At 63.3% G+C, this 23,229-nt stretch carries 23 protein-coding genes and 1 tRNA gene; 15 read left to right on the top strand and 9 right to left on the bottom strand.

Annotated features, from left to right (window positions below):
• Positions 1-3: 3 nt before the first annotated feature.
• Genes AC1RLZ_RS23395 through AC1RLZ_RS23405 form a run of 3 tightly spaced genes read left to right on the top strand, consistent with a single transcriptional unit; the run spans position 4 to position 2,689 of the window.
• Positions 4-1,170: an acyl-CoA dehydrogenase family protein gene (locus AC1RLZ_RS23395; protein WP_493190549.1), complete on the top strand. Its 1,167-nt coding sequence runs from the start codon at positions 4-6 to the stop codon at positions 1,168-1,170.
• A gap of 17 nt (positions 1,171-1,187) precedes the next feature.
• Positions 1,188-2,324 (top strand): thiolase family protein, encoded by a 1,137-nt coding sequence (locus tag AC1RLZ_RS23400; RefSeq protein WP_493190550.1) that lies wholly within the window; start codon positions 1,188-1,190, stop codon positions 2,322-2,324.
• On the top strand, positions 2,321-2,689 hold the full coding sequence (locus AC1RLZ_RS23405) for a Zn-ribbon domain-containing OB-fold protein (protein ID WP_493190551.1): 369 nt from the start codon (positions 2,321-2,323) through the stop codon (positions 2,687-2,689). The genes AC1RLZ_RS23400 and AC1RLZ_RS23405 overlap by 4 nt, the downstream gene beginning before the upstream one ends.
• A 148-nt stretch (positions 2,690-2,837) precedes the next feature.
• Here the strand turns inward: AC1RLZ_RS23405 and AC1RLZ_RS23410 are convergent, their stop codons facing one another.
• Positions 2,838-3,965, bottom strand: coding sequence for an S-(hydroxymethyl)glutathione dehydrogenase/class III alcohol dehydrogenase (locus AC1RLZ_RS23410; protein ID WP_371425292.1), 1,128 nt, complete (start codon positions 3,963-3,965; stop codon positions 2,838-2,840).
• Positions 3,966-4,067: 102 nt separating this feature from the next.
• Here AC1RLZ_RS23410 and AC1RLZ_RS23415 point away from each other — a divergent pair, with 102 nt between their 5' ends.
• Positions 4,068-4,955 (top strand): DMT family transporter, encoded by an 888-nt coding sequence (locus tag AC1RLZ_RS23415; protein ID WP_493190552.1) that lies wholly within the window; start codon positions 4,068-4,070, stop codon positions 4,953-4,955.
• Positions 4,956-5,048: 93 nt separating this feature from the next.
• Here the strand turns inward: AC1RLZ_RS23415 and AC1RLZ_RS23420 are convergent, their stop codons facing one another.
• Both AC1RLZ_RS23420 and AC1RLZ_RS23425 read right to left on the bottom strand, forming a co-directional pair.
• Positions 5,049-5,414, bottom strand: coding sequence for a hypothetical protein (locus AC1RLZ_RS23420; RefSeq protein ID WP_493190553.1), 366 nt, complete (start codon positions 5,412-5,414; stop codon positions 5,049-5,051).
• 74 nt (positions 5,415-5,488) lie between these two features.
• Positions 5,489-6,967, bottom strand: coding sequence for a cryptochrome/photolyase family protein (locus AC1RLZ_RS23425; RefSeq protein ID WP_493190554.1), 1,479 nt, complete (start codon positions 6,965-6,967; stop codon positions 5,489-5,491).
• Positions 6,968-7,198: 231 nt separating this feature from the next.
• Here AC1RLZ_RS23425 and AC1RLZ_RS23430 point away from each other — a divergent pair, with 231 nt between their 5' ends.
• The gene (locus AC1RLZ_RS23430; RefSeq protein WP_493190555.1) at positions 7,199-7,384 is read left to right on the top strand and encodes a DUF2177 family protein; all 186 of its coding nucleotides are present in this window, start codon (positions 7,199-7,201) and stop codon (positions 7,382-7,384) included.
• A 249-nt stretch (positions 7,385-7,633) separates the two neighbouring features.
• Here the strand turns inward: AC1RLZ_RS23430 and AC1RLZ_RS23435 are convergent, their stop codons facing one another.
• Positions 7,634-8,293, bottom strand: coding sequence for a peroxiredoxin (locus tag AC1RLZ_RS23435; RefSeq protein WP_493190556.1), 660 nt, complete (start codon positions 8,291-8,293; stop codon positions 7,634-7,636).
• A 68-nt stretch (positions 8,294-8,361) separates the two neighbouring features.
• Between AC1RLZ_RS23435 and AC1RLZ_RS23440 the strand changes: the two genes are divergently transcribed.
• On the top strand, positions 8,362-8,577 hold the full coding sequence (locus tag AC1RLZ_RS23440; protein ID WP_493190557.1) for a hypothetical protein: 216 nt from the start codon (positions 8,362-8,364) through the stop codon (positions 8,575-8,577).
• Between the two features lie 100 nt (positions 8,578-8,677).
• Positions 8,678-9,244, top strand: a complete 567-nt coding sequence (locus AC1RLZ_RS23445; RefSeq protein WP_371425279.1) for a hypothetical protein — start codon at positions 8,678-8,680, stop codon at positions 9,242-9,244.
• Positions 9,245-9,313: 69 nt separating this feature from the next.
• On the opposite strand, the gene AC1RLZ_RS23450 is transcribed toward AC1RLZ_RS23445, so the two are convergent.
• A complete protein-coding gene (locus tag AC1RLZ_RS23450) occupies positions 9,314-11,143 on the bottom strand; it encodes an alkaline phosphatase family protein (RefSeq protein ID WP_493190558.1) in 1,830 nt (609 codons plus the stop codon).
• A gap of 156 nt (positions 11,144-11,299) precedes the next feature.
• Between AC1RLZ_RS23450 and AC1RLZ_RS23455 the strand changes: the two genes are divergently transcribed.
• From AC1RLZ_RS23455 to AC1RLZ_RS23465, 3 genes are read left to right on the top strand one after another with little or no spacing between them, the layout of a single operon-like run.
• A complete protein-coding gene (locus AC1RLZ_RS23455) occupies positions 11,300-13,315 on the top strand; it encodes an acetyl-CoA carboxylase biotin carboxylase subunit (RefSeq protein WP_493190559.1) in 2,016 nt (671 codons plus the stop codon).
• A 56-nt stretch (positions 13,316-13,371) separates the two neighbouring features.
• On the top strand, positions 13,372-14,193 hold the full coding sequence (locus AC1RLZ_RS23460; RefSeq protein WP_493190611.1) for an isocitrate lyase/PEP mutase family protein: 822 nt from the start codon (positions 13,372-13,374) through the stop codon (positions 14,191-14,193).
• Positions 14,194-14,493, top strand: a complete 300-nt coding sequence (locus AC1RLZ_RS23465) for an acylphosphatase (RefSeq protein WP_493190560.1) — start codon at positions 14,194-14,196, stop codon at positions 14,491-14,493.
• A gap of 15 nt (positions 14,494-14,508) precedes the next feature.
• Here the strand turns inward: AC1RLZ_RS23465 and lipB are convergent, their stop codons facing one another.
• Entirely contained in the window at positions 14,509-15,237 is a 729-nt protein-coding gene (gene lipB / locus AC1RLZ_RS23470; protein WP_493190561.1) for a lipoyl(octanoyl) transferase LipB, read from the bottom strand.
• 81 nt (positions 15,238-15,318) lie between these two features.
• On the opposite strand from lipB, the gene AC1RLZ_RS23475 reads away from it, so the two are divergent.
• Together AC1RLZ_RS23475 and AC1RLZ_RS23480 are read left to right on the top strand one after the other, a co-directional pair.
• Complete coding sequence (locus AC1RLZ_RS23475; protein ID WP_371425265.1) at positions 15,319-15,561, top strand: FliM/FliN family flagellar motor switch protein; 243 nt, start codon at positions 15,319-15,321, stop codon at positions 15,559-15,561.
• A 101-nt stretch (positions 15,562-15,662) separates the two neighbouring features.
• A tRNA-Leu gene (locus tag AC1RLZ_RS23480) sits at positions 15,663-15,747 on the top strand.
• A gap of 95 nt (positions 15,748-15,842) precedes the next feature.
• On the opposite strand, the gene AC1RLZ_RS23485 is transcribed toward AC1RLZ_RS23480, so the two are convergent.
• Positions 15,843-17,408 (bottom strand): winged helix-turn-helix domain-containing tetratricopeptide repeat protein, encoded by a 1,566-nt coding sequence (locus tag AC1RLZ_RS23485; protein ID WP_493190562.1) that lies wholly within the window; start codon positions 17,406-17,408, stop codon positions 15,843-15,845.
• Positions 17,409-17,559: 151 nt separating this feature from the next.
• On the opposite strand from AC1RLZ_RS23485, the gene AC1RLZ_RS23490 reads away from it, so the two are divergent.
• A complete protein-coding gene (locus tag AC1RLZ_RS23490) occupies positions 17,560-18,753 on the top strand; it encodes an acyl-CoA dehydrogenase family protein (protein WP_493190563.1) in 1,194 nt (397 codons plus the stop codon).
• Positions 18,754-18,783: 30 nt separating this feature from the next.
• Complete coding sequence (locus AC1RLZ_RS23495; protein WP_493190564.1) at positions 18,784-19,686, top strand: GNAT family N-acetyltransferase; 903 nt, start codon at positions 18,784-18,786, stop codon at positions 19,684-19,686.
• A gap of 176 nt (positions 19,687-19,862) precedes the next feature.
• Here the strand turns inward: AC1RLZ_RS23495 and AC1RLZ_RS23500 are convergent, their stop codons facing one another.
• Positions 19,863-21,047 (bottom strand): MFS transporter, encoded by a 1,185-nt coding sequence (locus tag AC1RLZ_RS23500; protein WP_493190565.1) that lies wholly within the window; start codon positions 21,045-21,047, stop codon positions 19,863-19,865.
• A gap of 462 nt (positions 21,048-21,509) precedes the next feature.
• On the opposite strand from AC1RLZ_RS23500, the gene AC1RLZ_RS23505 reads away from it, so the two are divergent.
• Positions 21,510-21,884, top strand: coding sequence for a hypothetical protein (locus AC1RLZ_RS23505; protein ID WP_493190566.1), 375 nt, complete (start codon positions 21,510-21,512; stop codon positions 21,882-21,884).
• A gap of 6 nt (positions 21,885-21,890) precedes the next feature.
• On the opposite strand, the gene AC1RLZ_RS23510 is transcribed toward AC1RLZ_RS23505, so the two are convergent.
• Positions 21,891-23,189 (bottom strand): polysaccharide deacetylase family protein, encoded by a 1,299-nt coding sequence (locus AC1RLZ_RS23510; protein WP_493190567.1) that lies wholly within the window; start codon positions 23,187-23,189, stop codon positions 21,891-21,893.
• Positions 23,190-23,229: the final 40 nt, after the last annotated feature.

The following is a 23,229-nucleotide window of genomic DNA, read 5'->3' on the forward strand; positions in this document are numbered from 1 at the left end:
CGCATGGATTTCGCCCTCGACGCCAACCAGGAATCCATCCGCGACGCCATCGAGAAAATCTGCGCGCGTTTCGACGATGCCTACTGGCTGAAGAAGGACAAGGAGGGCGGCTTCCCCATCGACTTCCACAAGGCGATGGCCGATGCCGGCTGGCTCGGCATCTGCATCCCCGAGGAATATGGTGGCTCGGGATTGGGGATCACCGAGGCGGCGATCATGATGCGGGCGATTTCGGAATCCGGCGCCGGCATGTCGGGCGCTTCCGCCGTCCATATGAATGTGTTCGGCCTCAATCCGGTGGTGGTGTTCGGCACACCCGAACAGTGCGCGCGCATGCTGCCGCCCATCGTCAACGGCACGGAGAAATCCTGCTTCGCAGTGACCGAACCCAATACCGGCCTGAACACCACGCAGCTCAAGACCCGCGCCGTGCGTAAGGGCGATCGTTATGTGGTCAACGGCCAGAAGGTCTGGATCTCCACCGCGCAGGTCGCCGAAAAGATCCTGCTGCTGGCGCGCACCACGCCGCTGGAAGACGTCAAGAGCCCGACACATGGGCTCAGCCTGTTCTATACGGACTTCGATCGCTCCAAGATCGCCGTGCACGAGATCGAGAAGCTCGGCCGCAAGGCGGTGGACTCCAACGAGCTGTTCATTGCCGATTTCGAGATCCCGGTCGAAGATCGCATCGGCGAGGAGGGGCGTGGCTTCGAATATATCCTGCACGGCATGAATCCCGAGCGCATCCTGATCGCCGCCGAAGCGGTCGGTCTCGGCAAGGCGGCGCTGAGGAAGGCGGCTGACTACGCCAAGGTCCGCAACGTGTTCAATCGCCCGATCGGCCAGAACCAGGCGATCCAGCATCCCCTCGCGAAGAACTGGATGGAACTGGAGGCCGCCTGGCTGATGGTGCTGTCCGCCGGCTGGCAATATGATCAGGGATTGCCGTGCGGTCCCGCGGCGAACTCCGCAAAATATCTTGCGGGCGAGGCCGGTTATCACGCCTGTGAGCAGGCGGTGATGACCCATGGCGGCTTCGGCTATGCCAAGGAATATCATGTGGAGCGCTATCTGCGGGAGTCCCTGATCCCGCGCATTGCGCCGATCAGCCGCGAACTGATCCTGAGCTTCATCGCCGAGAAGGCGCTTGGTCTGCCAAAGTCGTATTAGAGCAAAGAGAAACCGACATGAGCTTCATCACCGGCGTCGGTCTTCTCCCTTACGGCAAACACGAGGGCTCATCGACCATCGATCTGATGAGCCGCGCAGCCGAGCTCGCGCTGGCCGATGCGGGGCTCAAGCGCGGCGACATCGACGGTTTTCTGTGCGGCTATTCCACCACCATGCCGCATATCATGCTGGCCACCGTGTTCGCGGAGCATTTCGGCATCACGCCGTCTTACGCCCATGCGATCCAGGTCGGCGGCGCCACTGGCATGGCGATGGCCATGCTGGCGCATCAGCTGGTCGAGGGCGGTGTCGCCAAGCACGTGCTCGTGGTCGGCGGCGAGAACCGTCTCACCGGCCAGAGCCGTGATGCCTCGATCCAGGCGCTGGCCCAGGTTGGTCATCCCACTTATGAAGTGCCGATCGGCCCGACCATTCCCGCGTATTATGGTCTGGTCGCCAATCGCTACATGCACGAATACGGCGTCACCCAGGAAGACCTCGCCGAATTCGCCGTGCTGATGCGCAAGCATGCGCTGACCCATCCCGGTGCGCAGTTTCACGAGCCGATCACCGTCGCCGACGTGATGGCCTCGAAGACCATCGCGACACCGCTGAAGTTGCTCGATTGCTGTCCGGTCTCCGATGGCGGCGCGGCCTTCGTGATCAGCTATGAGCCGACCAGCGAGGCGAAGATCAAAGTGCGCGGTGCCGCGCAGGCGCATACGCATCAGCACATCACCGCGGCGCCGGCATTGTCCGAACTCGGTGCCGAGATTGCCATTGCGCGCGCGAAGAAGGCGACGGGCATCGAGATCTCCGACGTCCGTTACGCCGCCGTCTATGACAGCTTCACCATCACTCTGGCGATGCTGCTGGAAGATCTCGGTCTTGCCGGCCGCGGCGAGGCGGCGGCGCAAGTGCGTGCCGGCCATTTCGGCCAGCACGGCACGATGCCGCTCAACACCCATGGCGGTCTGCTGAGCTACGGCCATTGCGGCGTCGGCGGCGCCATGGCGCATCTCGTCGAAACACATCTGCAGATGACGGGCAGGGCGGATAACCGCCAGGTCAAGGATGCCTCCGTCGCGCTGCTTCATGGCGATGGCGGCGTGCTGTCGTCCCATGTCAGCATGTTTCTGGAGCGCGTGTCATGAGCGAGCTGAAGCCTGCCGCCGACTGGACTACCGGGACTGAAGCGATCGGCTATCAGTCGTGCCGTGCCTGCAAATCAATCCAGTATTTCCGCCGCAGTTTTTGCGCGGCCTGCGGGTCGCCCGATCTCGACGACAGGTGCGCGAGCGGCGATGGCACCGTCTATGCGACCTCCCTCGTGCTGCGCGCCGGAACGCCCGAAGCGCGCGAGCATGTGCCTTATAATATTCTGCTCATCGACACCGCCGAAGGTTTTCGGATGATGGCCCACGGCGCCAATGATCTCGTCATCGGCGACAAGGTAAAAGCCGGCTACCGGCAATTCACCGGCCGCCTCGTTCCGTTCTTCGAACGGTTCACGTCATGAGCCGGGAGTAGGAGCGTCCTACCCCCGAATTGTCGTCGCCCGGCTTGACCGGGCGACCCAGCACACGACGTAGGCGTGGGACCCGCGAGCCGCGGTGCCTACGGGATCGCCCGCTTTCGCGGGCGATGAAAGTGAGAGCGAATGGCGCTCAGAACGTCACCACCCCGCGGATACTCTCTCCGCGCTTCATCAGATCGAACCCCTTGTTGATGTCGCTCAGCGGCATTACGTGGGTGATCATCGGGTCGATCTGGATCTTGCCCTGCATGTACCAGTCGACGATCTTCGGCACATCGGTGCGGCCGCGGGCGCCGCCGAAGGCCGAGCCCTTCCAGACACGACCCGTCACCAGCTGGAACGGACGCGTGGAGATTTCCGCGCCGGCCGGCGCCACGCCGATCACGATCGACTGGCCCCAGCCGCGATGGCAGGCTTCGAGCGCCTGGCGCATCACGGTGACATTGCCGGTGCAGTCGAAGGTGTAGTCGGCGCCGCCGATCTGGTCCGCGCCCTGCTTGGTCATGTCGACGAGGTGCGGCACCAGATCCTTGCCGAGCTCCTTCGGATTGACGAAGTGGGTCATGCCGAAGCGTTCGCCCCAGGCCTTGCGGTCATTGTTGATGTCGACGCCGATGATCATGTCGGCGCCCGCAAGCCGCAGGCCCTGCAGCACGTTGAGGCCGATGCCTCCTAAGCCGAACACGATGGCCTTGGCGCCTTGCTCCACCTTGGCCGTGTTGAACACCGCGCCGATGCCGGTGGTGACGCCGCAGCCGATGTAACAGACCTTGTCGAACGGCGCGTCCTCGCGGATCTTCGCCACCGCGATCTCAGGCAGCACGGTGTAATTGGCGAAGGTCGAGGTGCCCATATAGTGGTGGATCGGCTTGCCCTCGAGCGAGAAGCGCGATGTGCCGTCGGGCATCAGGCCCTGGCCCTGGGTGGCGCGAATGGACGTGCAGAGATTGGTCTTGCGCGACAGGCACGACGGGCACTGGCGACATTCCGGTGTGTAGAGCGGGATGACATGGTCGCCCTTCTTCACCGAGGTGACGCCGCGGCCGACATCGACGACAACGCCGGCGCCTTCATGGCCGAGGATCGCCGGAAACAGACCTTCGGGATCGGCGCCGGACAGTGTGAACTCGTCGGTGTGGCAGATGCCGGTGGCCTTGATCTCGATCAGCACTTCGCCGTCGCGCGGGCCTTCGAGCTGAACGGTGGTGATCTCCAGCGGCTTTCCGGCACTGATGGCAACGGCGGCGCGAACGTCCATGGCAAATTCCTTCGATAATGGTCTCGGTGTTGTGATGTCAGGCGGGCAGGTCCGCGCAAACAGCCATTGCCGCTTAGCACATGATGGGGCACTGAGCAGCCCATGAAACAGGCTCAGAAAAGCGATCTTGAAACCCTGATCGGGCGCGCCGCACCCATCGTCTTCGTGCTGCTGTGGAGCACCGGCTTCATCGGCACGAAATATGTGCTGAACGGCGCCGAGCCGCTGACCTATCTCACCGTGCGCATGATGCTGGCCGTCGCGATCATGGCGGTGGTCGTCGCATGGGTGCGACCGGCATGGCCGGATCGCGCCGGCATCGGCCACAGCATCGTTGCCGGTCTGCTGGTGCAGGGTCTCTATCTCGCCGGCACCGTGTTCGCGGTGGCGCACAAGGTTCCGGTCGGTCTGTCGGCGCTGATCCCCGGCCTGCAGCCGATCCTCACCTCTATTCTGGCGAGCCGTTTCCTCGGGGAGCGGGTCACGCCGCTGCAATGGGGCGGGCTGGCGCTCGGTCTCGCTGGCGTATTGCTGATCCTGCATGGCCGGCCGATGACGGGCGAGGCGGGCTGGGGCTGGTTCGCGTCTGGTATTTCGCTGATCACGATCACTGTCGGCACGCTCTATCAGAAGCGCTATTGCGGCGGCATCGACTGGCGCGCCGGCAGCTTCATTCAGCAACTCGCAGCAATGGTCATGCTCGGCATCGGCGCGCTGGCCTTTGAGACCAATGTGATCCATTGGACCACCGAGTTCGTGCTGTCGGTGGTGTGGCTCGCGGTGGTGCTGTCGATCGGCACCGTCGGGCTGCTCTACTGGCTGCTGCGGCGCCAGGCCTCGAGCCAGGTGGCGAGCCTGTTCTATCTGGTGCCGGCCGTGACCGCGCTGATGGCCTTCATCCTGTTCGGCGAGAAGCTGGATGCTGTTGCGATCGTCGGCATGATCGCCTGCGGCGCTGCAGTGTTGCTGGTCAACCGCGCCAAGGCCTGATGCAAGGCTTGATGCATCCCGCGTCAATCCAGACCCCAGACATGAAAAAGCCTCCGGGCTTGGACCCGGAGGCTTTCACATCTGCGAAGAAGGTTACTTCTTCTTGGCAGCCTTCTTGGCCTTCTTGGCCTTCTTCGGAGCGGCCTTCTTGGCGGCCTTCTTCACGGTCTTCTTGGCGGCTGCCTTCTTCACGGTCTTCTTGGCAGCTTTCTTGACGGTCTTCTTCGTTGCTTTCTTAGCCATTGGTCTCGCTTTCTGGGTTTTCTTCTTTGAAGATTTCTTCGCAGAAGATTTCTTGGTGGACTTCTTCGTCTTCTTAGCCGGGGTCACTTTCTTTGCGACTTTCTTTGCGGCCTTCTTGACCTTCTTCACCACCGAGGTGGCGACTTCCTTAGTCGCGTCGGCTGCGCTGCTAAGCGCGTCCGTCACTTGCTCCAGGACTGGAGTGTCGTCGTTCATAGCATCCCCCAACATTGTCGACTTTTTCACGTTAGTCCGATTCGGGCGCGTGTTGAAGAGTGTGTCATGGACAGTCAACTATTTCGTATCGTTGTGTACGCCTTTAATGCGCGCTCGCGACCGACTTTGTGATCGACGATCGGCGACGGATAGTCTTTGCCTAAAGTGATTCCCGCACTTTTCAGTTCGAGCGGTGAAGCGGTCCAAGGCTGGTGAATCTGTTTTGTGGATAGTTCTGCCAGTTCGGGCACCCAGCGCCTGACATAGACACCATCGGGATCGAACTTCTCACCCTGTAGGATCGGATTGAAGACGCGGAAGTAGGGTGCAGCATCCGCGCCGGAGCCCGCGACCCACTGCCAGTTGGCGGGATTGCTGCCCGCATCCGCATCGACAAGCGTATCCCAGAACCACCTCTCGCCCTCGCGCCAGTCGATGAGCAGATGTTTGACGAGGAAGGATGCGACCACCATGCGTACGCGATTGTGCATCACACCGGTGTGCCAGAGCTCGCGCATACCCGCATCGACGATCGGATAGCCGGTCAATCCGCGTTGCCACGCGCGGAGCGCCTTGCGATCGGTCTTCCATGGGAACTGATCGAAGGATGATTGCAGATTGCGCGTGGCCAAATCGGGAACATCGAACAGTAGATGGCGACAGAACTCGCGCCAGCCGACTTCACTCATGAACTTTGCGATGTCGCTGCCGAGCTTCGGATGTTCTGCAGCTGCGAAATGCGCGGCGGTCCAGATCTGCCGCGGACTGATCTCGCCGAAGCGAAGATGCGGCGACAGGTGCGATGTGATCTCGCGGTCAGGTCGGTCACGATCGCTGCTATAGCCCGCGATGTCCTTGAGGAAGCGCTTCAGATGTTTCTGCGCGCCTGCTTCGCCGGGCGTCCATGTCTCGCGCAGACCGCCGGCCCAGTCAGGCTTCGACGGCTCGAGCTTCCAGTCGGCGAGCTTGTCGCTCCTCACCTTCGGTGCGGGAAGCAGTTTCTTCGGCGCCGGTGCCGGCTTGGTCGGTCCGCCCGCCGCCTGAACGCGTCGCCAGAACGGCGTGAAGACGCGCAAGCCGCGGCTCTCCCTGGCGGCGGTCTCCTTGGCGCGAATTGCGGCGGGATGCGCCAGCAGGTCGCCCGGAAAGCTCTGCGTGCCGACATCGAGATCGGCGAGCGCTTCGGTGACGCCATCGGCGACGGCGAGGTGCGGCGCCTGTGCGAGCTCGTTCCAGAACACGTGGCTGGCATCGATCTCGCGCGCGATGTCCACAATGACGTCGGCCGCGGCGCCCTTGCGCAGCACCAGTGTTCCGCCGATGGCATTGAGGTTTGCCTCAAGCGCGCGCAGCGACTGCGCCAGCCACCATCGCGTCGCGCTGCCCATCGGCCGCGCCTGCGGTGGCTTCAGTGCGTTGCTCTGTTCGTCGAGGATGTAGAGACAGATCACCGGCGCATTGCGCTTGGCTGCGGCATGTAGCGCGGGGTGATCGGACAGACGAAGGTCGTCGCGAAACCAGACGATCGTCGGTGTTTGGGATTGATCGGTCATCACTTCATCTAACACGGATGTCGAGTGATTGATCCGGCTTCGAATATTGCGCAAGCGTGCAACCTTGCGTGTGCTGGCGCGTAGTATCAGGATATTTCTTACCGAATTAGTACCGAGGCCGTTTTTGAAGCGATACGCGATCCTCCATGTGACGACGTTCGTCGTCATGCTGCCGGTGGATCTGCTCTTCCTCGGCTGCTTCGCGAAAGGCATCTTCATCAGGCCGGCGACATGCTCGGCGAGGCGCGTGTCGCGCCGGCGATCCTGTTCTACTGTCGGTACATCGCGGGCATGCTGATCTTCTTCAGCGGCTCACCCGATGCGTCCTGGCGCTCGACCTTGCTCTATGGCGTGGTGTTCGGCTTCCTCTGCTACGCGACCTTCGAGCTGACCTCGCTGTCGCTGCTCACACACTAGACTTGGCCGGTGGTGGTCGTCGATGTCGCCTGGGGCACGTTCGTCACGGCGACGGCGACGACATTGGGCTTGCTGATTGCCAACTGGCCGGCGCCGCACGGCTGGCGCTGAGTGCAGGATGGGTAGAGCGGAGGTGCACCGCGCCGGAGCGAAACCCATCCTACGCGTCAGCGTATCGGCACGACGCGCAAAAAAAAGCGCCGCGATCTCTCGCAGCGCCTCTCTCATTCTTGCAAATCAGTCGCAGTGTTACTTCGGCTGCGGCACGATGCGGATATAGGGCTTCGGTTCTTTCCAGCCGTTCGGATAGATCGTCTTGGCTTCGTCGTTGGTGACGGAGCCGGCGATGATGACGTCCTCGCCCTGTTGCCAGTCGGCCGGCGTTGCAACGCGATGCTTCGCGGTCATCTGCACTGAATCGATCACGCGCAGGATTTCCTGGAAGTTGCGGCCGGTGGTCATCGGATAGACCAGCACCAGTTTGATCCTCTTGTCCGGTCCGATGATGAAGACGTTGCGCACGGTAGCGTTCTCCGCCGCGGTGCGGCTGTCGGCATCGCCCGCCACGTCGGCCGGCAGCATGTTGTAGAGCTTGGAGACCTTGAGGTCGGTGTCGCCGATCATCGGGAAGGTCGGGCGGGCGCCCTGGGTTTCGTTAATGTCGTCGACCCAGAGCGCGTGCTTGTGCACGGGATCGACGCTGAGGCCGATCAGCTTGACGCCGCGCTTGTCGAATTCCGGCTGCAGCTTGGCGAGCGCGCCGAGCTCGGTGGTGCAGACCGGGGTGAAGTCCTTCGGATGCGAGAATAAAAGAGCCCAGCTATCCCCGATCCAGTCGTGGAACTTGATGCGGCCGGCCGTGGTTTCGGCCTCGAAATCGGGGGCGACGGCGTTGATCTGGAGCGTCATGATGGACCTCATGTCATTCTGATTACAGATGAATTTTGCGAGCGGACTATAGAGGCGCACACTGGTAAATGGAACTGTCCGGCGAAAAGGACAAGAACTTTCTTCAAATTCGCCGCGCGCTGGCATCCAGTTTCACGCAAGGAGGCTGCGGCAAAACAGCCACGCAACATGATGTTATCGGATGCCGCGATGTTGCCGCCCGTCCGGCGCAATCCCGCCTGACCGGATCGTCACATCAGATCGAACCCAGCAGCGCCCCGGCGCGACTGAACTGCAACGGTTAGGGATAAGAAAACCCCGGATCGAGTTCTTAACCGAGCGTTAAGTCGACCATGGAATTGCTGGGTCATGTTGAGAAATATGCTGAAAACAGAAGAGTTTGAAATGTCATCCGCTGCCGCTGCCGACCTGTTCGGCGCCATCGAAACCTCCACCATCGACAACCATCGCGCTGCGGCCCAGGCCCTCGCCATCGTGCGCGACGGCGTCATTACCGGCGAAGGCCCGACCACCCGTGGCCGTATCCATTTCTCCCGTGCACTCGATGCCGATGACGCCGCCTGGTGCGAGCGCATCCTGAATGCGTCGGCACTGGCCAGCCAGCCGGTCAGCCGCGACGAGGCCGAGGCGCTGTTCGCGATCAACGAAGCTGCCGCCGAGCGCAGCGATGACGGTCGCTTCGACGATCTATTCGCCAAGGCTGTGGTACACCACGCTGCGTCTGCATCGGGACTGCCGGTGCCGTCGCGCGCGGTGGCGCTGTCGCCCGATGTTGCCATCGAGACCTGGGCACCGACCAAGGCCGTCGGCGTGAATATCGAAGTGCTCGAATGGATCGCCTCGCAAATGCGCGCCAAGCGCGTCAGCAACGCCACCATCATGACCCTGGTCACGACCGTGGTCGGCGCCGCGACCCTGCAGCTGCCGAACGTGTTCGACATCGGCATGTAAGCGGGTCGCAGGTCATCAGAATACGGAAACGGCGGAGCGTGGCTCCGCCGTTTTTGTTTGCGCTGTCGCTTACTTCGCGTCGAGTCCGACCGTCCGGCCGGGGAAACCGGCGACATCGAAATACTTGTGTTCGCTGACCTTCTGCAGTTGCAGCACAGTGACCAGGCCCTGATCGTCGGGCGCCGAACGCATCACGTCGGTCATTGCCGTCGGCGTCTCGCCAGTTACCGTCGCTTCGCTCATCACGCGGCCGATCAGGCCGCCCTTGGCGTCGCGCTTCAGGCCAAGCAGATGCGCAGCGGTGATGCCGGTATCGGCATTGCTGACCGGCAGGGGATCGACGAAGCCGGCTTTGAAGTCCGGTCCGATCGCCGCCATGAAGTTATGGGTATCGCCGCGCCCGAACGAGCCATGCATGCCCTGGCCCTGACGCAGCACGGTATCGGCGACCTCGATCTGGCACGCCGCCGGCTCTTCGCAGCCTTCCGAATAGGAGCGGAACGAGACGACGATCGCGGGATGCGGCGTCACGGCCTTGCCGGACAGGTTGATCGACGACAGCGGCAATGCGCCGGGGAACGAGCCGAGCGCATCGTCGGCGAAGATGCCGCTGATGTAATCCTGCTTCAGCAGCGCCTTCACCGTGCGGCCGGCGAGGTCCTTGTCGCCGGTCGGCAGATAGATCAGATCGGAGCCGCCATTGGTGGCGATGATCAGCTCGGGCTTGTCCTTATCTGTGCCGATGAAGGCATTGCCGGCCTTCGGATAGGCGTTGTCGGCGACGGTCTTGAACCCGTCGTTGGGATCGAACAGCGGCAGGTCGAGCGACTTGGCGAGATCGATGGCCAAGAATCCCAGCGGCAGGAAACCTTCCGGCGTGTCGGTATAGGTGCCCTTGATGGTCGCGGAGGTCTTGCTCTCCTTGGAGATGGTCGAGAAGCCATGATCCGCCGAAATCATGATGTTGGTATTGGCGGTGAGGCCGAGATCGTCGAGCGCCTTGCGCAGCTGAGCGAGATTGTCGTCGGCATTCTTGATGGAGGCCAGCGAGGAGGGGCCGTTGATCCCCGGCGTCACCTTGTTGAGGCTGTCGCCCTGATTGTGCTGGGTGCCGTCGGGATCGCGCGACCAGAAGATCAGCACAAAGGGCTTGTTGCGCGCCTTGAACATCGGCAGCACCACTTTGCTCGCGACATCGGCCATATAGGCCTGCTGCTTGATGTTGGCTTCCGTGGTGCCCGGCGTCTTGGCGTCGCCCGCCTTGCCGTTCTCGCCGCGGCCGGGTGTTTCGACCGCGAGGCCAGCCTTCGCGAGAGCGTCCTTCATTTCATCCGACAGAGGGATGCCGAGCAGCTTGCCTGATTTGTCGACGCCGCCGGTCTGGTCGTCGATGGTGATCGTCTCCTTGCCGGTGCGTTCGGTGTGGTCGAACATCAGCGTCGGGCCGACCTTGCCGATGGCGGCGGTGGAATAGCCGGCCTTGCGCGCAGCTTTCAGCAGCGTCTCTTCATTGAGGTAGTCGCCGTTGAATTGCTCGTCGAGGTCGCCCAGCACCTGGTCGTGTTCGATGAAGGGGATTGGGCTGTTGTTCTGCACCGGGGTGGGGCGGCCGGTATAGATCGAGTTCGAGAACACGCCGGTGTCGCCGAGATAATGGCCCGAGGCCATGCCCGACGCATTGGCCATGGTGAAGGTCGGAAACAGCGAATGCGAGTTGCGGAAATTGACGCCTTTATCCCGCACTGCGGACATCGCAGGTGCCGTTTCCGGCGTCACTTTCAGCGCCCGGAGCCCGTCAGGTACGAACAAAATGAGGTTGCGGGGAGGGCTGTTTTGGGCGAAAGCCGTTGTAGCGGATATAAAAGTAAGACTGAGGGAGAGGATGGTGGCGCAGCGCATGAAAAACCTCGCTTCGAACGAACTCGGCCGATCCGGTCCAGGCGTCTTCTCTAGTTTTTGTCCGCGACAGAATTGTTACGACTGCGGCGCCATGCCACATTGTACCGTCGCCTCCATCTTCCCGATCCCGCCTCAAGGTTGCAAGTAAGACAGCTCATGTTCAAAAAAATTCTGATCGCCAACCGCGGCGAGATCGCATGCCGGGTCATCAAGTCCGCCCGCAAGATGGGTATCAAGACCGTCGCCGTCTATTCCGAAGCCGATCGTGATGCGCTGCATGTCGAGATGGCCGATGAGGCCGTGTTGATCGGGCCACCGGCCGCGGCCGAGAGTTATCTCTTGATCGAGAAGATCGTCGAGGCCTGCAAACAGACCGGCGCCGAGGCGGTGCATCCCGGCTACGGTTTCCTGTCCGAGCGCGAGGCGTTTCCGCGCGCGCTGGAAGCCGCCGGTATCGTCTTCATCGGACCCAACCCCGGCGCCATCGCCGCCATGGGCGACAAGATCGAATCCAAGAAGGCCGCAGCCAAGGCCAATGTCTCCACGGTGCCGGGTTATCTCGGTGTCATCACCGACGACAAACACGCGGTGAAGATCGCCGACGAGATCGGTTATCCCGTGATGATCAAGGCCTCTGCCGGCGGCGGCGGCAAGGGCATGCGCATCGCGCATTCGACCTCGGAAGTGGCTGAAGGCTTCAACCTCGCCAAGGCCGAGGCGAAGTCGTCCTTTGGTGACGACCGCGTCTTCATCGAGAAGTTCATCGTCGATCCCCGCCATATCGAAATCCAGGTGCTGGGCGACAAGCACGGCAACGTGATTTATCTCGGCGAGCGCGAATGTTCGATCCAGCGCCGCAACCAGAAGGTCATCGAGGAGGCGCCGTCACCGCTGCTCGACGAGACCACCCGCCGCAAGATGGGCGAGCAGGCCGTGGCCCTCGCCCAGGCGGTGAATTACGACTCTGCCGGCACGGTGGAATTCGTCGCCGGCCAGGACAAGAGCTTCTACTTCCTTGAAATGAACACCCGTCTGCAGGTCGAACACCCCGTGACTGAACTGGTCACCGGTGTCGATCTCGTCGAGCAGATGATCCGCGTCGCCGCCGGCGAGAAGCTGCAGCTTGCGCAGAAGGACGTCACGCTGACTGGCTGGGCCGTCGAGTCCCGCGTCTATGCGGAAGATCCGTTCCGCAACTTCCTGCCGTCGATCGGCCGTCTCGTGAAGTATCGCCCGCCGGCGGAAAGCAAGGCCGACAACATCACCGTGCGCAACGACACCGGCGTGGAGGAGGGCGGCGAGATCTCGATCTATTACGATCCGATGATCGCCAAGCTTGTCACCCACGCCCCGTCGCGCGCCGCCGCCATCGAGGCGCAGTCCCATGCGCTGGACGCGTTCTATATCGACGGTATCCGCCACAACATTCCGTTCCTGTCGGCTCTGATGAGCCATCCGCGCTGGCGCGAGGGCAACCTCTCTACCGGCTTCATCGCCGAGGAATTCCCGAAGGGCTTCACCGCCAGGGCGCCGGAGGGCGAGGTCGCCCGCCGTATCGCCGCGGTGGCCGCTGCCGTCGACGCCGTCTATGGCGAACGCAAGCGGCAGATTTCCGGCCAGCTGATCGGCCGTCCGGTGACCCGTGCGGGTCGCCGCGCGGTGTGGCTGGAGCGCGAGGAGATCGCGCTCGACGTGGCCCGTGACGGCGATGTCGTGACGGTGGCCTTCGTCGGTGCCGACGGCAAGGCTGGTACGCCGCATAAGCTCTCGTCGTCCTGGAAGCCCGGCGTGCCCGTCTGGGAAGGCACCATCGATGGCCACAGCGTCGCTATGCAGGTGCGTCCGATGGCGTCGGGAATCCGCATCGCGCATCAGGGTTATGAAGTCGCGGTCAATGTCTTTACCGAAACCGAGGCTGCGGCCGCGCGCCTGATGCCGGTGGGCGTCAAGGCCGATACCGGCAAGAAGCTGCTGTGCCCGATGCCGGGTCTCGTTGTGTCGATTGCCGTGGCCGAAGGTCAGGACGTCAAGGCCGGCGAAACCCTCGCCGTTGTGGAGGCGATGAAGATGCAGAACGTGCTGCGTGCCGAACGCGACGGCACCGTCAAGAAGATCCATGCCGCTGCCGGCGCAACGCTGGCGGTGGATGCGCTCATTCTTGAATTCGCGTGACCACGTTCCGGCAACGCCGTTACGGGCTCCGGGCGATCCTGACCGGCGACCGCTGCATGCGTCCGGGATCGGTCTATGACGCGATCTCGGTGCGTATCGCCGAAGACCTAGGTTTCGAGATCGGCATGTTCGGCGGTTCGGCCGCATCGCTTGCCATCCTCGGCGATCCCGACGTCGCGCTGATCACGCTCACCGAGCTGGCCGAACAGATGCGACGGATGTCGCGCGCCGGCTCGCTGCCGGTGCTGGTCGATGCCGATCACGGCTATGGCAATGCGCTCAATGTCCGCCGCACGGTGGAAGAGCTGGAAGCCGCCGGTGCTGCCGGCCTGACCATCGAGGACACGCTGTTGCCCGCCGCGTTCGGCGAAGCCAGGGCGCAGTTGATCTCTGCGGAAGAGGGGCTTGGCAAGATCAAGGCGGCGCTCAGCGCGCGCCAGGATCCGGCGCTGGTCATCGTGGGGCGTACGGCCGCCGCATCCATCACATCCGTGGATGATGCGATTGCGCGTGCGAAATCCTATGAAGCCGCCGGCGTCGATGCCCTGATGATCACCGGTCTCAAGAACCGCGCCGAACTGCAGGCGGCGGCTGCGGCGACCACGCTGCCGATCGTGCTCGGCAACCCCACCGACGACATGGACTGGGATTTCCTCAGCGCCCAGCGCGTCCGCATCGCCATTCAGGGCCATGCGCCGATCTCCGCGGCGACCGCCGCCGTTCATGCGACTCTTAAAGCAGTACGCGAAGGTGCGGGGCCGAAGGAGCTGAAAAACCTTGCGTCAGCCGAGTTGATGGAAAGCGTCACCCGCGGCGCCGTGGTGAAGCAGCGCGGCGTCGATTTTCTTGGCTTGAAAGATTCGGGGCTCAAGAAATAGATGGCCGGCGTGATCCGTCACGTAATGATCCTCGGCCGCGTACAGGGCGTCGGCTATCGCTACTGGACCGGCCAACAAGCCTCGTTGCTCGGCCTCGAAGGCTGGGTGCGCAACTGCCGGGATGGCAGCGTGGAAGCTGTGTTTGCAGGACCCGCCGATATTGTCACTGACATGATCGAGGCGTGCCGCCGTGGTCCAACCGCCGCGCGCGTCGATAGCGTCGTAACAAGCGATGCCACGCCAGACATGCTTGCCCTGCGCGTCAACGGTGAGGTTTTCTCGCAATTGCCGACGCTTTAATTCGGTTTGCGTCGCTCAGACCGCCGTTTCCGCCGCGAGCTGCTCGCTCTCGCCAAACACCTCCCCGAACGCCTGCCGCAGCGCCACGTCCACGTCGGTCATGCTGACGGGCAGGCCGAGATCGACCAGGCTGGTGACGCCGTAGCGCGGATCGACCACGCCGCAGGGCACGATGGCATCGAAATGCGCGAGATCCGGTTCCACGTTGATGGCGATGCCATGGAACGAGACCCAGCGCCGCAGCCGAACGCCGATGGCGGCGATCTTGTCCTCGAATCCTGCGCCCTTGTCGGGGCGGGCGACCCAGACGCCGACCCGGTCCTCGCGCCGCTCGCCCTTCACGTTGAAGGCGTCCAGAGTCCGGATGATCAGGTCTTCCAGCGCGGCCACATAGGCCCGCACATCCGGCCGGCGCGCCTTGAGGTCGAGCAGCACATAGGCCACCCGCTGACCGGGGCCGTGATAGGTCACCTGGCCGCCGCGGCCGGTTTCGAACACCGGGTACCGGGCATCGAGCAGATCGTCGGACTTGCCTGACGTGCCGGACGTATAGAGCGGGGGGTGTTCCAGCAGCCAGACCAGTTCCGCCGCCGTTCCATCGGCAATGGCCGCCGCCCGCGCTTCCATCTCGACCACGGCCTCGGGATAGGGAATCGGGGTGTCCGACACCCGCCATTCCACCGCCCGGCCGGCCAAGCCCCGGGAAAACGGTGTCAAATCGAGGGTTTGGCGGTCATTAACCATTGGCTAACCATAACATGTTGATCTCGCAGGCACTGCAATCCTGCATCTGTGCGATCCTGCATCTGGGAATTTGGGGCCGACGTGCCAACCCTCGATAACATTTCCGTCGATATCATGGTGGTTCTTGGCACCACCTCGATGCCCGTTCACCAGGTGATGCGGCTCAGCCGCGGCGCCATCATCGAACTGGATGCCACAGAGCAGGACGAGGTCAAAATCCTCGCCAATAACCTGCCTGTCGCGTCGGGCGTGGTGATAGTCGATCGCAACCGGATTGCGGTCGAGGTCAAGCAGATGCTGCCGCGGTCCCCCGACCACAGATAGGTGGCCCGGAGAGGCCAAGAGGCCTTGTCTCCCCATCATTGGTTTGTTACATCGGCGCCGGTTGATCCGGCCGGGCGATTTGCCCTCGCCGGATTTCTTTAGCGCTCGTGGCGGAATTGGTAGACGCGCTGCCTTGAGGTGGCAGTCCGTAACAGGGTGGGGGTTCGAGTCCCTCCGAGCGCACCAATGACATAAGTCATTGATGAAAAGATGTTTTCGCAATCGTTTTACTCCCGCGTTGTTACTCCGCGGGTCGATCGCGGGAGAATGGCTGCGTGCCGTCAACTGGTAAGACCCGCCTTCCGTAAGCCGTCGAGAAAGTGTTCGCGGTCAGCGGGATTGCGGTACCTTTCGGCGCGGGCCCGGGCGAGGTCGAGGGTGCTCGCAGGCGCGATCTGGCCATTCGCGGCCAGTTCACGATACCTCTCGCTGACGAATGCCTCCGCCTCGAATCGCGCCTCGCCAAGCTGCCCCATCTGCGCATGGCAGGCCGCAAGGAGTCCGTGCGACCACCTATCGAGGGCTCGCGCTTCCATCAGCGCCTTGACTGCCTGCTGGTACTCACGCCCCGAATAGAGGGCGAGCGCATGATACCAGTGGTACAGGTTGGGCGGAAAGGGATTGAGCCGTTTGGCTGTCCCGATCCATATGAGCGCCTCGCGCCACCGTCCCCAGTAGACGAGGATGTTGGCGAAAACGGCGGCGACATCGGCATCGTTTGGATTGAGGTTGAGCGCGCGGCTGAAATGGATTTCGGCCTTGACGTCTTCATTCAGCAGGAACAGCAGCTGTGCAAAGACGCCATGAGACCAGGCGTCGCCGTCGTCGATATCGAGCGCGGTCTCGATCTCGCGCAGCGCCTCGTCCAGGGTCGCGGTGGCGGGCGATTCGAGAAACACGTCGCAGACGATGGTCCAGGCGATATTGACGTGAGCCCGGGCATATTGCGGGTCGAGTACGACAGCGCTCCGGAAATACTCCCTGGCCTCTGCCATCCCCTTTACGGTCAGCTGGCGCCACCGCTCGTTCCCCAGCAGCACCAGATCATAGGCGGTAATGCTCGAAGTCGGCTTGCGTCGGGCGATCTCGCGGCCGGCGTCCTCCAGCCGGCCCGGAAGGGCTGCGACGATCGCCCGGACGATCTCGTCCTGCAGGGTGAAGATGTCTTCGAGTTCACGGTCGTAGCGCTCGGTCCAGAGACTGTAACCGCTCGCGGCATCGAGAAGCTGGACGGTTACCCGCACCCGGCTGCCGATCTTGCGCACGCTCCCCTCGGCCACATATCTGACGCCGAGTTCGCGGCCGACCCGTTTGATCTCGGGCGTCTTGTCCTTGTAGGCGAAGCTGGAGTGACGGGCGACGACGAACAGCGACCTGAACCGCGACAGTTCGGCGATGATGTCTCCCGTGATCCCGTCGGAAAAATAATCCTGCCCGGGATCGCCGCTCAGATTCGAAAATGGAAGCACCGCGAGCGACGGCCTATTGGACACTGCATGTGCCGGTGACCTGGGCAGGCCGGCTCCGGATTCGGTGGCGACCAGCGGCCCGACATAACGGTAGCCGCGGCGCGGCAGCGTCTCGATCCAGGTCGCGCCTCCGTCGATATCGGCAAATATCCGCCGCAGGGCGGCGATCTGCACCGTCAGATTGCTCTCCTCGATCGCAAGTCCCGGCCACGCCGCCTGCATCAGCGCGTCCTTGGAAACCGGTGTTCCGGCGCGCTCGATAAGCAGCCGAAGCAGCATCACCGCGCGCCGTCCGAGTGCGACCGGTTCGGATTCTCGAAACAGCATCTCGGCCTCCGCGTCGAGGCGGTAGGGACCGAATTCGTGGATCGTCGCCATGGCCTAGAGACTACATGTTCGGCGGAATTTGCAACTTTTTCGGAACAGATTCAGGACAGCCGGGGAACGGGCGATCATGCTGCGACCGTACTGAAAGACTTCGAGAGCTGCTCGATGCGCGATTTCTGCAGTGCGGTGGAGGCCGACGGTCATGGCGCAGTCTGATCTGATGGTTCGTGCCGTCCCGGCCATGATTGCCGATGTGCCCGACCGGGGTTGCCAGATGCTGGAGGCCGTCCGGGCGCTGGCCCCGCTGATCGCCGCGCAGCGCGACGAGTTCGACAGCGGCCGCCGATTGCCGGAGGCGGTTTTCGCGGCGTTCGCCGACGCAGGCCTATTCCGCCTGTGGCTGCCCGAAGCACTCGGTGGCCCCGAACTATCTCCCCTCGAGTTCATGAGAATAGTCGAGGCCGCCTCGGCGTTCGATGGCTCGGTCGGCTGGCTCGTCGGCAACGGCGGCGGCATGAGCCGGATCGGCGGCTATCTCGGTGACGCCGTCGCACGCGACTGGTTCGCCGACCGGCATGCCTTCGTCGCCAGTTCAACCGGTGCGGTCGGCACTGCGACTCCCGTCGATGGCGGCTATTGCATCAACGGGCGATGGCCATTTGGCAGCGGCGCGCATCACGCGACGCGGTTCATGGTGCTGGCCAGCGTCAGGCCCGAGGATCCCAATTCGCCGCTTCTCTGCTGCTATCTCAGCCGGGCAGACGTGATCATCCTCGACAACTGGCATGTGTCCGGACTGCGCGGCACTGGAAGTTGCGATTTCGAGGCGCGGGATGTTTTCGTGCCGGCCGCTCACGCCCATCTGTTTCTCGGGCTGCAGCCGACCCAGCCCGGGCTGCTCTATCGCATGCCGCCATCATCGGTGTTCGCGTGGAGCATCTGCGGGGTGCCGCTCGGCATCGCGTCCGGCGCCATTGCTTCGTTCGCGGAGCTTGCCTGCCGGAAAGGTCGCCTCGGCACCCGAGCCATGCTTCGCGATCACGAGACCGTTCAGGCGACGGTCGGGCGGACGAGAGCGATGCTTCACGCCGCCCGTGCCTTCCTGATCGATGCCATGGCGGAATTGATGGCGGCCACCGATACGGGCGGCCAACGGCTGGTGGAAGCACGCGCGGACATTCGGATCGCTAACGCGCATGCGGCTGAGACTGCGATGTGCGTCACCGACATGCTGGCCGCCAGCGCGGGCGCCGCCGCTATCTTCGAGACCTGCGCCCTGGAGCGTGCGGTCCGCGATGTGCGCGCCGCGGCGAAGCATATTGCGATGAGTCCGAACAACTACATCATCGCCGGCCGGCTGGCCCTCGGGCTCGATCCCGGAGCGGCGAGGTTTTGAAGTAACGCGACCAACCAGCGGAGTTACCCGATGTCTGTGGTCTGCCGGCCAGCGCGTGCGCTGGATCTGGAACTTGCGGATAGACTTGTCGTCTCCAGCATCAATGATCTCACGGAGCGGCATGGTTTCGGGCCCATGGCCGTCTGCTCGCCTCCCAAATTTCAGTTGTTTTCCTTGAAGGACGATGCCGACGGTCTCTGGGTGGCGGAGGAGGGCGAGCGGATTCTCGGCTTCGCCTGGAGTTGGGTCTGCGGCGACATGTGGTTTCTGGCGCAGCTGTTCGTGTCACCCGAGTACCAGGGGCGGAGCGTTGGCAACGAGCTGATCAGGCGGACTCTCGAGCACGCCGACAAATCGGGCGCTTCCAACAAGGTGCTCATCACCTTCAGCTTCAACACAGTCTCGCAAGGACTCTATATCCGCCACGGACTGCTGCCGCGATTTCCCATCTACAGTGTCAGTGCATCGCAAGAGCAATTGATCGGTAAATTGCACGGCTCGCGATACGACGTCACGCCGCTCAAGGAAGAAGCTTCGACCCTGCGTCGGCTCGCGCAAGCGGACGAGCGGGTTCTTGGCGTCTCGCGCGAGAAGCATCACCGCTATCTGATCAATGATGGCGGGGCGAGAGGGTTCAATCTCCACGACGGAAACGATTGGGCCGGCTACGCCTATGTGGACGCCGGCGGACATATCGGACCACTCGCAGTCATGGAGCCCCACGCTGTCGCTCCCGCCTTGAGAACAGCGTTGCATCTAGCGGCCGAGAGCGGCTCGTCGCAGGTATCGGCGTTCCTGCCTGGCACAGGCGAGGCGGCTCTCAACGTCGCGATGGAGCACGGAATGCGGATCAAATTTCCCATGTTGCTGATGTCGTCGCGAGAATTCGGCAACTGGGCCCAGTATCTGCCGCGCAACCCCGGCTTCATGTGATCGCAAACGGATGAGTCTGCGACCAGCTTGAGCAGTCGCCCGATCGGATCGCTTTTGCCCTGGAGCCTTTGGAAATCAGTTCGCACAGGAGTGCAGCGGCCGGCCGCTAGGTCATTCTCGCTTCAATCGCCTGGCGACGCAGACACAAGAAGCAAGGCAGGGGGGGCGGCCTGGTCTCAGCCGCTCGACGCCAGCACCAGCGCGCAGATCGCCGCGACAGCGCCGATCACGAATGTCGCGCCATAGCCAAACAGCCCGGCGGCATAGCCGACCGCGGGCGCCGTCAGGCCGATGGCCAGATCGAAGAAGGCGATGAAATTCGCCACCGCGCGGCCGCGCTGTTCGATGGGCACGCGGCGCGTGGCCTCGACGCCCATCGAGGGGAAGATCAGCGAGAAGCCGATGCCGGTGACCAGCGAGCCGAGCAGTGCGAGCATGGGGCTCGTCGAGAGCCAGATCAGCGCCTGACCGAGCGCTTCGATCGCCAGCGACACCACGGCGACGCGAGCGCCGCCGAACTGGTCGGGCAGGTGGCTCCCGACCAGGCGCACGACGATGAAGCCCGTCGAGAACGCCGCCAGCGCGATGCCGGCGCCGGACCAGCCACGCTCCACATAGGTCAATGCCAGAAAGCCGGTGATGCCCGCGAAGGGAATGGTGGCCAGGAACAGCACCGTGCCGGAGCGCCAGATCAGGCCGATCACCTTGTAGAACGGCGTGCGTTCGGTGCTGCCCGACACCGGAACGTCGGGGATCGTATAGGCGATGGCCAGTGCAACCAAAGGCGATAGCGCTGCAAGCGCGCCGATGCCGGCAAAGCCGATCGATGCGTAGACCGCGAGGCCGATCGGCGCACCCAATCCAATCGCCGAATACATGGCGATGCCCTGCCACGACATCACCAGGCCGGTGCGCTGCGGGCCGAGCCGTCCGATGCACCAGCTCATGGTGCCGGTGATGAACAGGCTTTCGCCGAAGCCGAGTGCGACGCGCCCGGTCAGCAGCAGCGCGAGTTTGCCTTCGGCCGGCAGCGGCAGGGTGGCGGCGAGCAGATAGAACAGGCCGGCCAGCGCCGACAGCGGCAGGCCGAGCCGGATCGCGTGACGCGCACCGTGGCGATCGCTGAGCGTACCGGCGCGATGGCGGGTGAGCACCGTCACCACCGACTGGATGCCGATGGCGAAGCCGATCACGCCGGCGCTGAAGCCGAGCTGGTCATGGACGTAGAGCGAGATCGGCGGCAGCGGCAGGCCGACCGAGAGGAAGCCGAAAAACACGATCGCGACCTGCTTGATCAGGCTCTTGCGGTCGTCGTGGCTGAGCGGTGCGGGTCTGGATCGAAGGGGAGCGTTCTGGTTCATGTCGACGTGCTTTCGAGGCGGCCAGCCACGTTGGGGCTGTCCGGAGCTGAGCACGTTGAGTGACGTTAACGCTTACGGCGGGGGCACACCCTGCAATGACGGCTGGTTACGTCGAACCCCGTTCTGCTGTCAAGGTTGTACAATGCGGGAAGCGCTGCTGCACGATCGGCCTATGTTGCGATGTCCGAGCACGACGCCGTGACATTGGTGCCGAAGCCGCCGCAGAGGTCGCCGTGCTGGCCGGACGATGCCAGCCGGTCGTCGGTCGTCGGTCGTCTGGCCGGCTCCGCGCTGACAGGTCCGCACCTTCACTTGATGAAGTCGATGAGTGGCTCGCGATGAAACGCGCAGATGCATTGCAGTTGTCATCATCCTTTAGCGCTCAGGTAACGACTTGCCGGTAGCAACGCCGCCATCCGGCAGCTAAGCAAGGGCCGGGAGCGTCGATCTGCCGGGGTGGTCATGAAATATCTGAGCTATGCCTATCGTTTCCTCTCCAACTTTGCATTTCTGGCGCTGGTCTATTTCAGCCTGAATTTCGTCGGCACCTATCAGCAGCGCGCCATCGTGGCGGCTCTGGTGCTGGTCTATGCTGCCATGCGCGCGATCTCGGCGCTGCGCACATTCGTCTTCTTCAAGGCGATCGAGAAGCTCGAGCTTGAAGCACGCCGGCTTGGTGGATTGGCCGGTGAAGGCCCCGCCGCCGTGTCGTCGCGCAAGGCTGTCGTGAAGGACGTCGTCGACCTGCGTCAGGCCGGCGAGATGAAGTCCTATATCGACCTGCTGTTCCTCGGCATCATCGTGGTGCTGTGCATCGCCAAGATCGTCACCGAATAATCGCGCTCAGCGCGGGGCGGCAGTCGCGGTCGGATGCAGGCCCGGCGGAATGGCGCCGGGAATGGTGCGCCTGGCGGCGCTGGCATCAATCGAGATCAGTTTTCCGATGGCATCTGACTGAGCGGCGCGGACCGGAACGGTCTGCTGCGCGTGATGCGGCAGCCGGATCAGCGCATTGATCGGCTGGTTGCGGTGCTCGGAAATCTCGAACAGGTCTGAGGCCGGCACCGGCAGCGAGGCGCTGCTGGTCATCGCATGCAGCGTCGCGTTGCGCGGCCATGGCGCCTGTTCGGGCAGCGACACGGCACTGCGCGGCCGACGCACGCGATCGAAATTCTCGGTCAGCGACAGCATCTGGTCGGAGGCCGAGATCGCGGGCACGGGCAGCATGTCGTCATGGGCGAAGGCGAAGGTCGGCACCTTGTGCCAGCGCGTGACGGCCACGGTCTCCGACACCGGGTGCAGCTGCCACTGCTGCGGCTCCGTGGGCGTCTTGGGCTTGTTCGGCGTCGCCGCCTCGACATGGACGATGTGATAGCCGCCGGCCTTGAGGTCGCGCAGGATGCCGGGCAGGGCGGCCACGGTGCGCGGCTGGATATCATGCAGCAAGAGGATGCCCTTGCCCTTGGCGGCAATGCGCGAGATCGCGAGATCATGGACCTTCTGCGGTGACACATGGCGCCAGTCGTCGGCCGGAAAATCGGCGCTCCAGGTCTGGATCCCGCGTGACGCCAGATAGTCCTCGACCGCACTCGCGCGCAGCAGGCCGGGAATGCGGAAGAACGGCGACAGCAGCGCGGGGTCACCGAGCGCCGCCGTGGTGTTGGCGATGCCGTCCTCGATTTCCTGCTGCGCCTTCTCTATCGGCATGCGGTTCATGCTGAGCGGGTGGTTCTGGCTATGGGTGCCGACGGTATGGCCGAGCGCGATAAGCTTGCGCACGCCTTCGGGATGCTCCTTCGCCATCCGGCCGATGATGAAGAAGGTCGCCTTCACGCATTCGGAGGCGAGAATATCCAGGATCGCGTTCGAGTGCTTCGGGATCGGGCCGTCGTCGAAGGTCAGCACGACCTCCTTGTCCCGGAGCGGCAGCGTCTCGGCATATTGCATGGTGCCGATCTTGGTGTGCTCTCGAGGGTCGACGACGATGGTGCGCGAGGTGCCGAGCGCGTCGGGATTGCCCGGGCACGCCTCGGCCGACAAGGCACGGGTGGTGGAGGCTGCGGCGGCGGTGAACAGGGTCAGGCCGGTGAGCAGGCTCAGGCACAGGAGGCGTCGCGCCCGGTCAGTCGTCGCCTTGTCCATTCGTCGATCCGTCACTCGCTTCGATGCCAGCCGCAAAGTT

This window comes from Tardiphaga sp. GW822-FHT04G09 (genome assembly GCF_058800725.1).

Excerpts from the sequence above, each read along its gene's own strand:
- AC1RLZ_RS23395 (WP_493190549.1), top strand. The coding sequence starts at position 4 with ATGGATTTCGCCCTCGACGCCAACCAGGAATCCATCCGCGACGCCATC.
- AC1RLZ_RS23400 (WP_493190550.1), top strand. The coding sequence starts at position 1,188 with ATGAGCTTCATCACCGGCGTCGGTCTTCTCCCTTACGGCAAACACGAG.
- AC1RLZ_RS23405 (WP_493190551.1), top strand. The coding sequence starts at position 2,321 with ATGAGCGAGCTGAAGCCTGCCGCCGACTGGACTACCGGGACTGAAGCG.
- AC1RLZ_RS23410 (WP_371425292.1), bottom strand. The coding sequence starts at position 3,965 with ATGGACGTTCGCGCCGCCGTTGCCATCAGTGCCGGAAAGCCGCTGGAG.
- AC1RLZ_RS23415 (WP_493190552.1), top strand. The coding sequence starts at position 4,068 with ATGAAACAGGCTCAGAAAAGCGATCTTGAAACCCTGATCGGGCGCGCC.
- AC1RLZ_RS23420 (WP_493190553.1), bottom strand. The coding sequence starts at position 5,414 with ATGAACGACGACACTCCAGTCCTGGAGCAAGTGACGGACGCGCTTAGC.
- AC1RLZ_RS23425 (WP_493190554.1), bottom strand. The coding sequence starts at position 6,967 with ATGACCGATCAATCCCAAACACCGACGATCGTCTGGTTTCGCGACGAC.
- AC1RLZ_RS23430 (WP_493190555.1), top strand. The coding sequence starts at position 7,199 with ATGCTCGGCGAGGCGCGTGTCGCGCCGGCGATCCTGTTCTACTGTCGG.
- AC1RLZ_RS23435 (WP_493190556.1), bottom strand. The coding sequence starts at position 8,293 with ATGACGCTCCAGATCAACGCCGTCGCCCCCGATTTCGAGGCCGAAACC.
- AC1RLZ_RS23440 (WP_493190557.1), top strand. The coding sequence starts at position 8,362 with ATGGAACTGTCCGGCGAAAAGGACAAGAACTTTCTTCAAATTCGCCGC.
- AC1RLZ_RS23445 (WP_371425279.1), top strand. The coding sequence starts at position 8,678 with ATGTCATCCGCTGCCGCTGCCGACCTGTTCGGCGCCATCGAAACCTCC.
- AC1RLZ_RS23450 (WP_493190558.1), bottom strand. The coding sequence starts at position 11,143 with ATGCGCTGCGCCACCATCCTCTCCCTCAGTCTTACTTTTATATCCGCT.
- AC1RLZ_RS23455 (WP_493190559.1), top strand. The coding sequence starts at position 11,300 with ATGTTCAAAAAAATTCTGATCGCCAACCGCGGCGAGATCGCATGCCGG.
- AC1RLZ_RS23460 (WP_493190611.1), top strand. The coding sequence starts at position 13,372 with ATGCGTCCGGGATCGGTCTATGACGCGATCTCGGTGCGTATCGCCGAA.
- AC1RLZ_RS23465 (WP_493190560.1), top strand. The coding sequence starts at position 14,194 with ATGGCCGGCGTGATCCGTCACGTAATGATCCTCGGCCGCGTACAGGGC.
- lipB (WP_493190561.1), bottom strand. The coding sequence starts at position 15,237 with ATGGTTAATGACCGCCAAACCCTCGATTTGACACCGTTTTCCCGGGGC.
- AC1RLZ_RS23485 (WP_493190562.1), bottom strand. The coding sequence starts at position 17,408 with ATGGCGACGATCCACGAATTCGGTCCCTACCGCCTCGACGCGGAGGCC.
- AC1RLZ_RS23490 (WP_493190563.1), top strand. The coding sequence starts at position 17,560 with ATGGCGCAGTCTGATCTGATGGTTCGTGCCGTCCCGGCCATGATTGCC.
- AC1RLZ_RS23495 (WP_493190564.1), top strand. The coding sequence starts at position 18,784 with ATGTCTGTGGTCTGCCGGCCAGCGCGTGCGCTGGATCTGGAACTTGCG.
- AC1RLZ_RS23500 (WP_493190565.1), bottom strand. The coding sequence starts at position 21,047 with ATGAACCAGAACGCTCCCCTTCGATCCAGACCCGCACCGCTCAGCCAC.
- AC1RLZ_RS23505 (WP_493190566.1), top strand. The coding sequence starts at position 21,510 with ATGAAATATCTGAGCTATGCCTATCGTTTCCTCTCCAACTTTGCATTT.
- AC1RLZ_RS23510 (WP_493190567.1), bottom strand. The coding sequence starts at position 23,189 with ATGGACAAGGCGACGACTGACCGGGCGCGACGCCTCCTGTGCCTGAGC.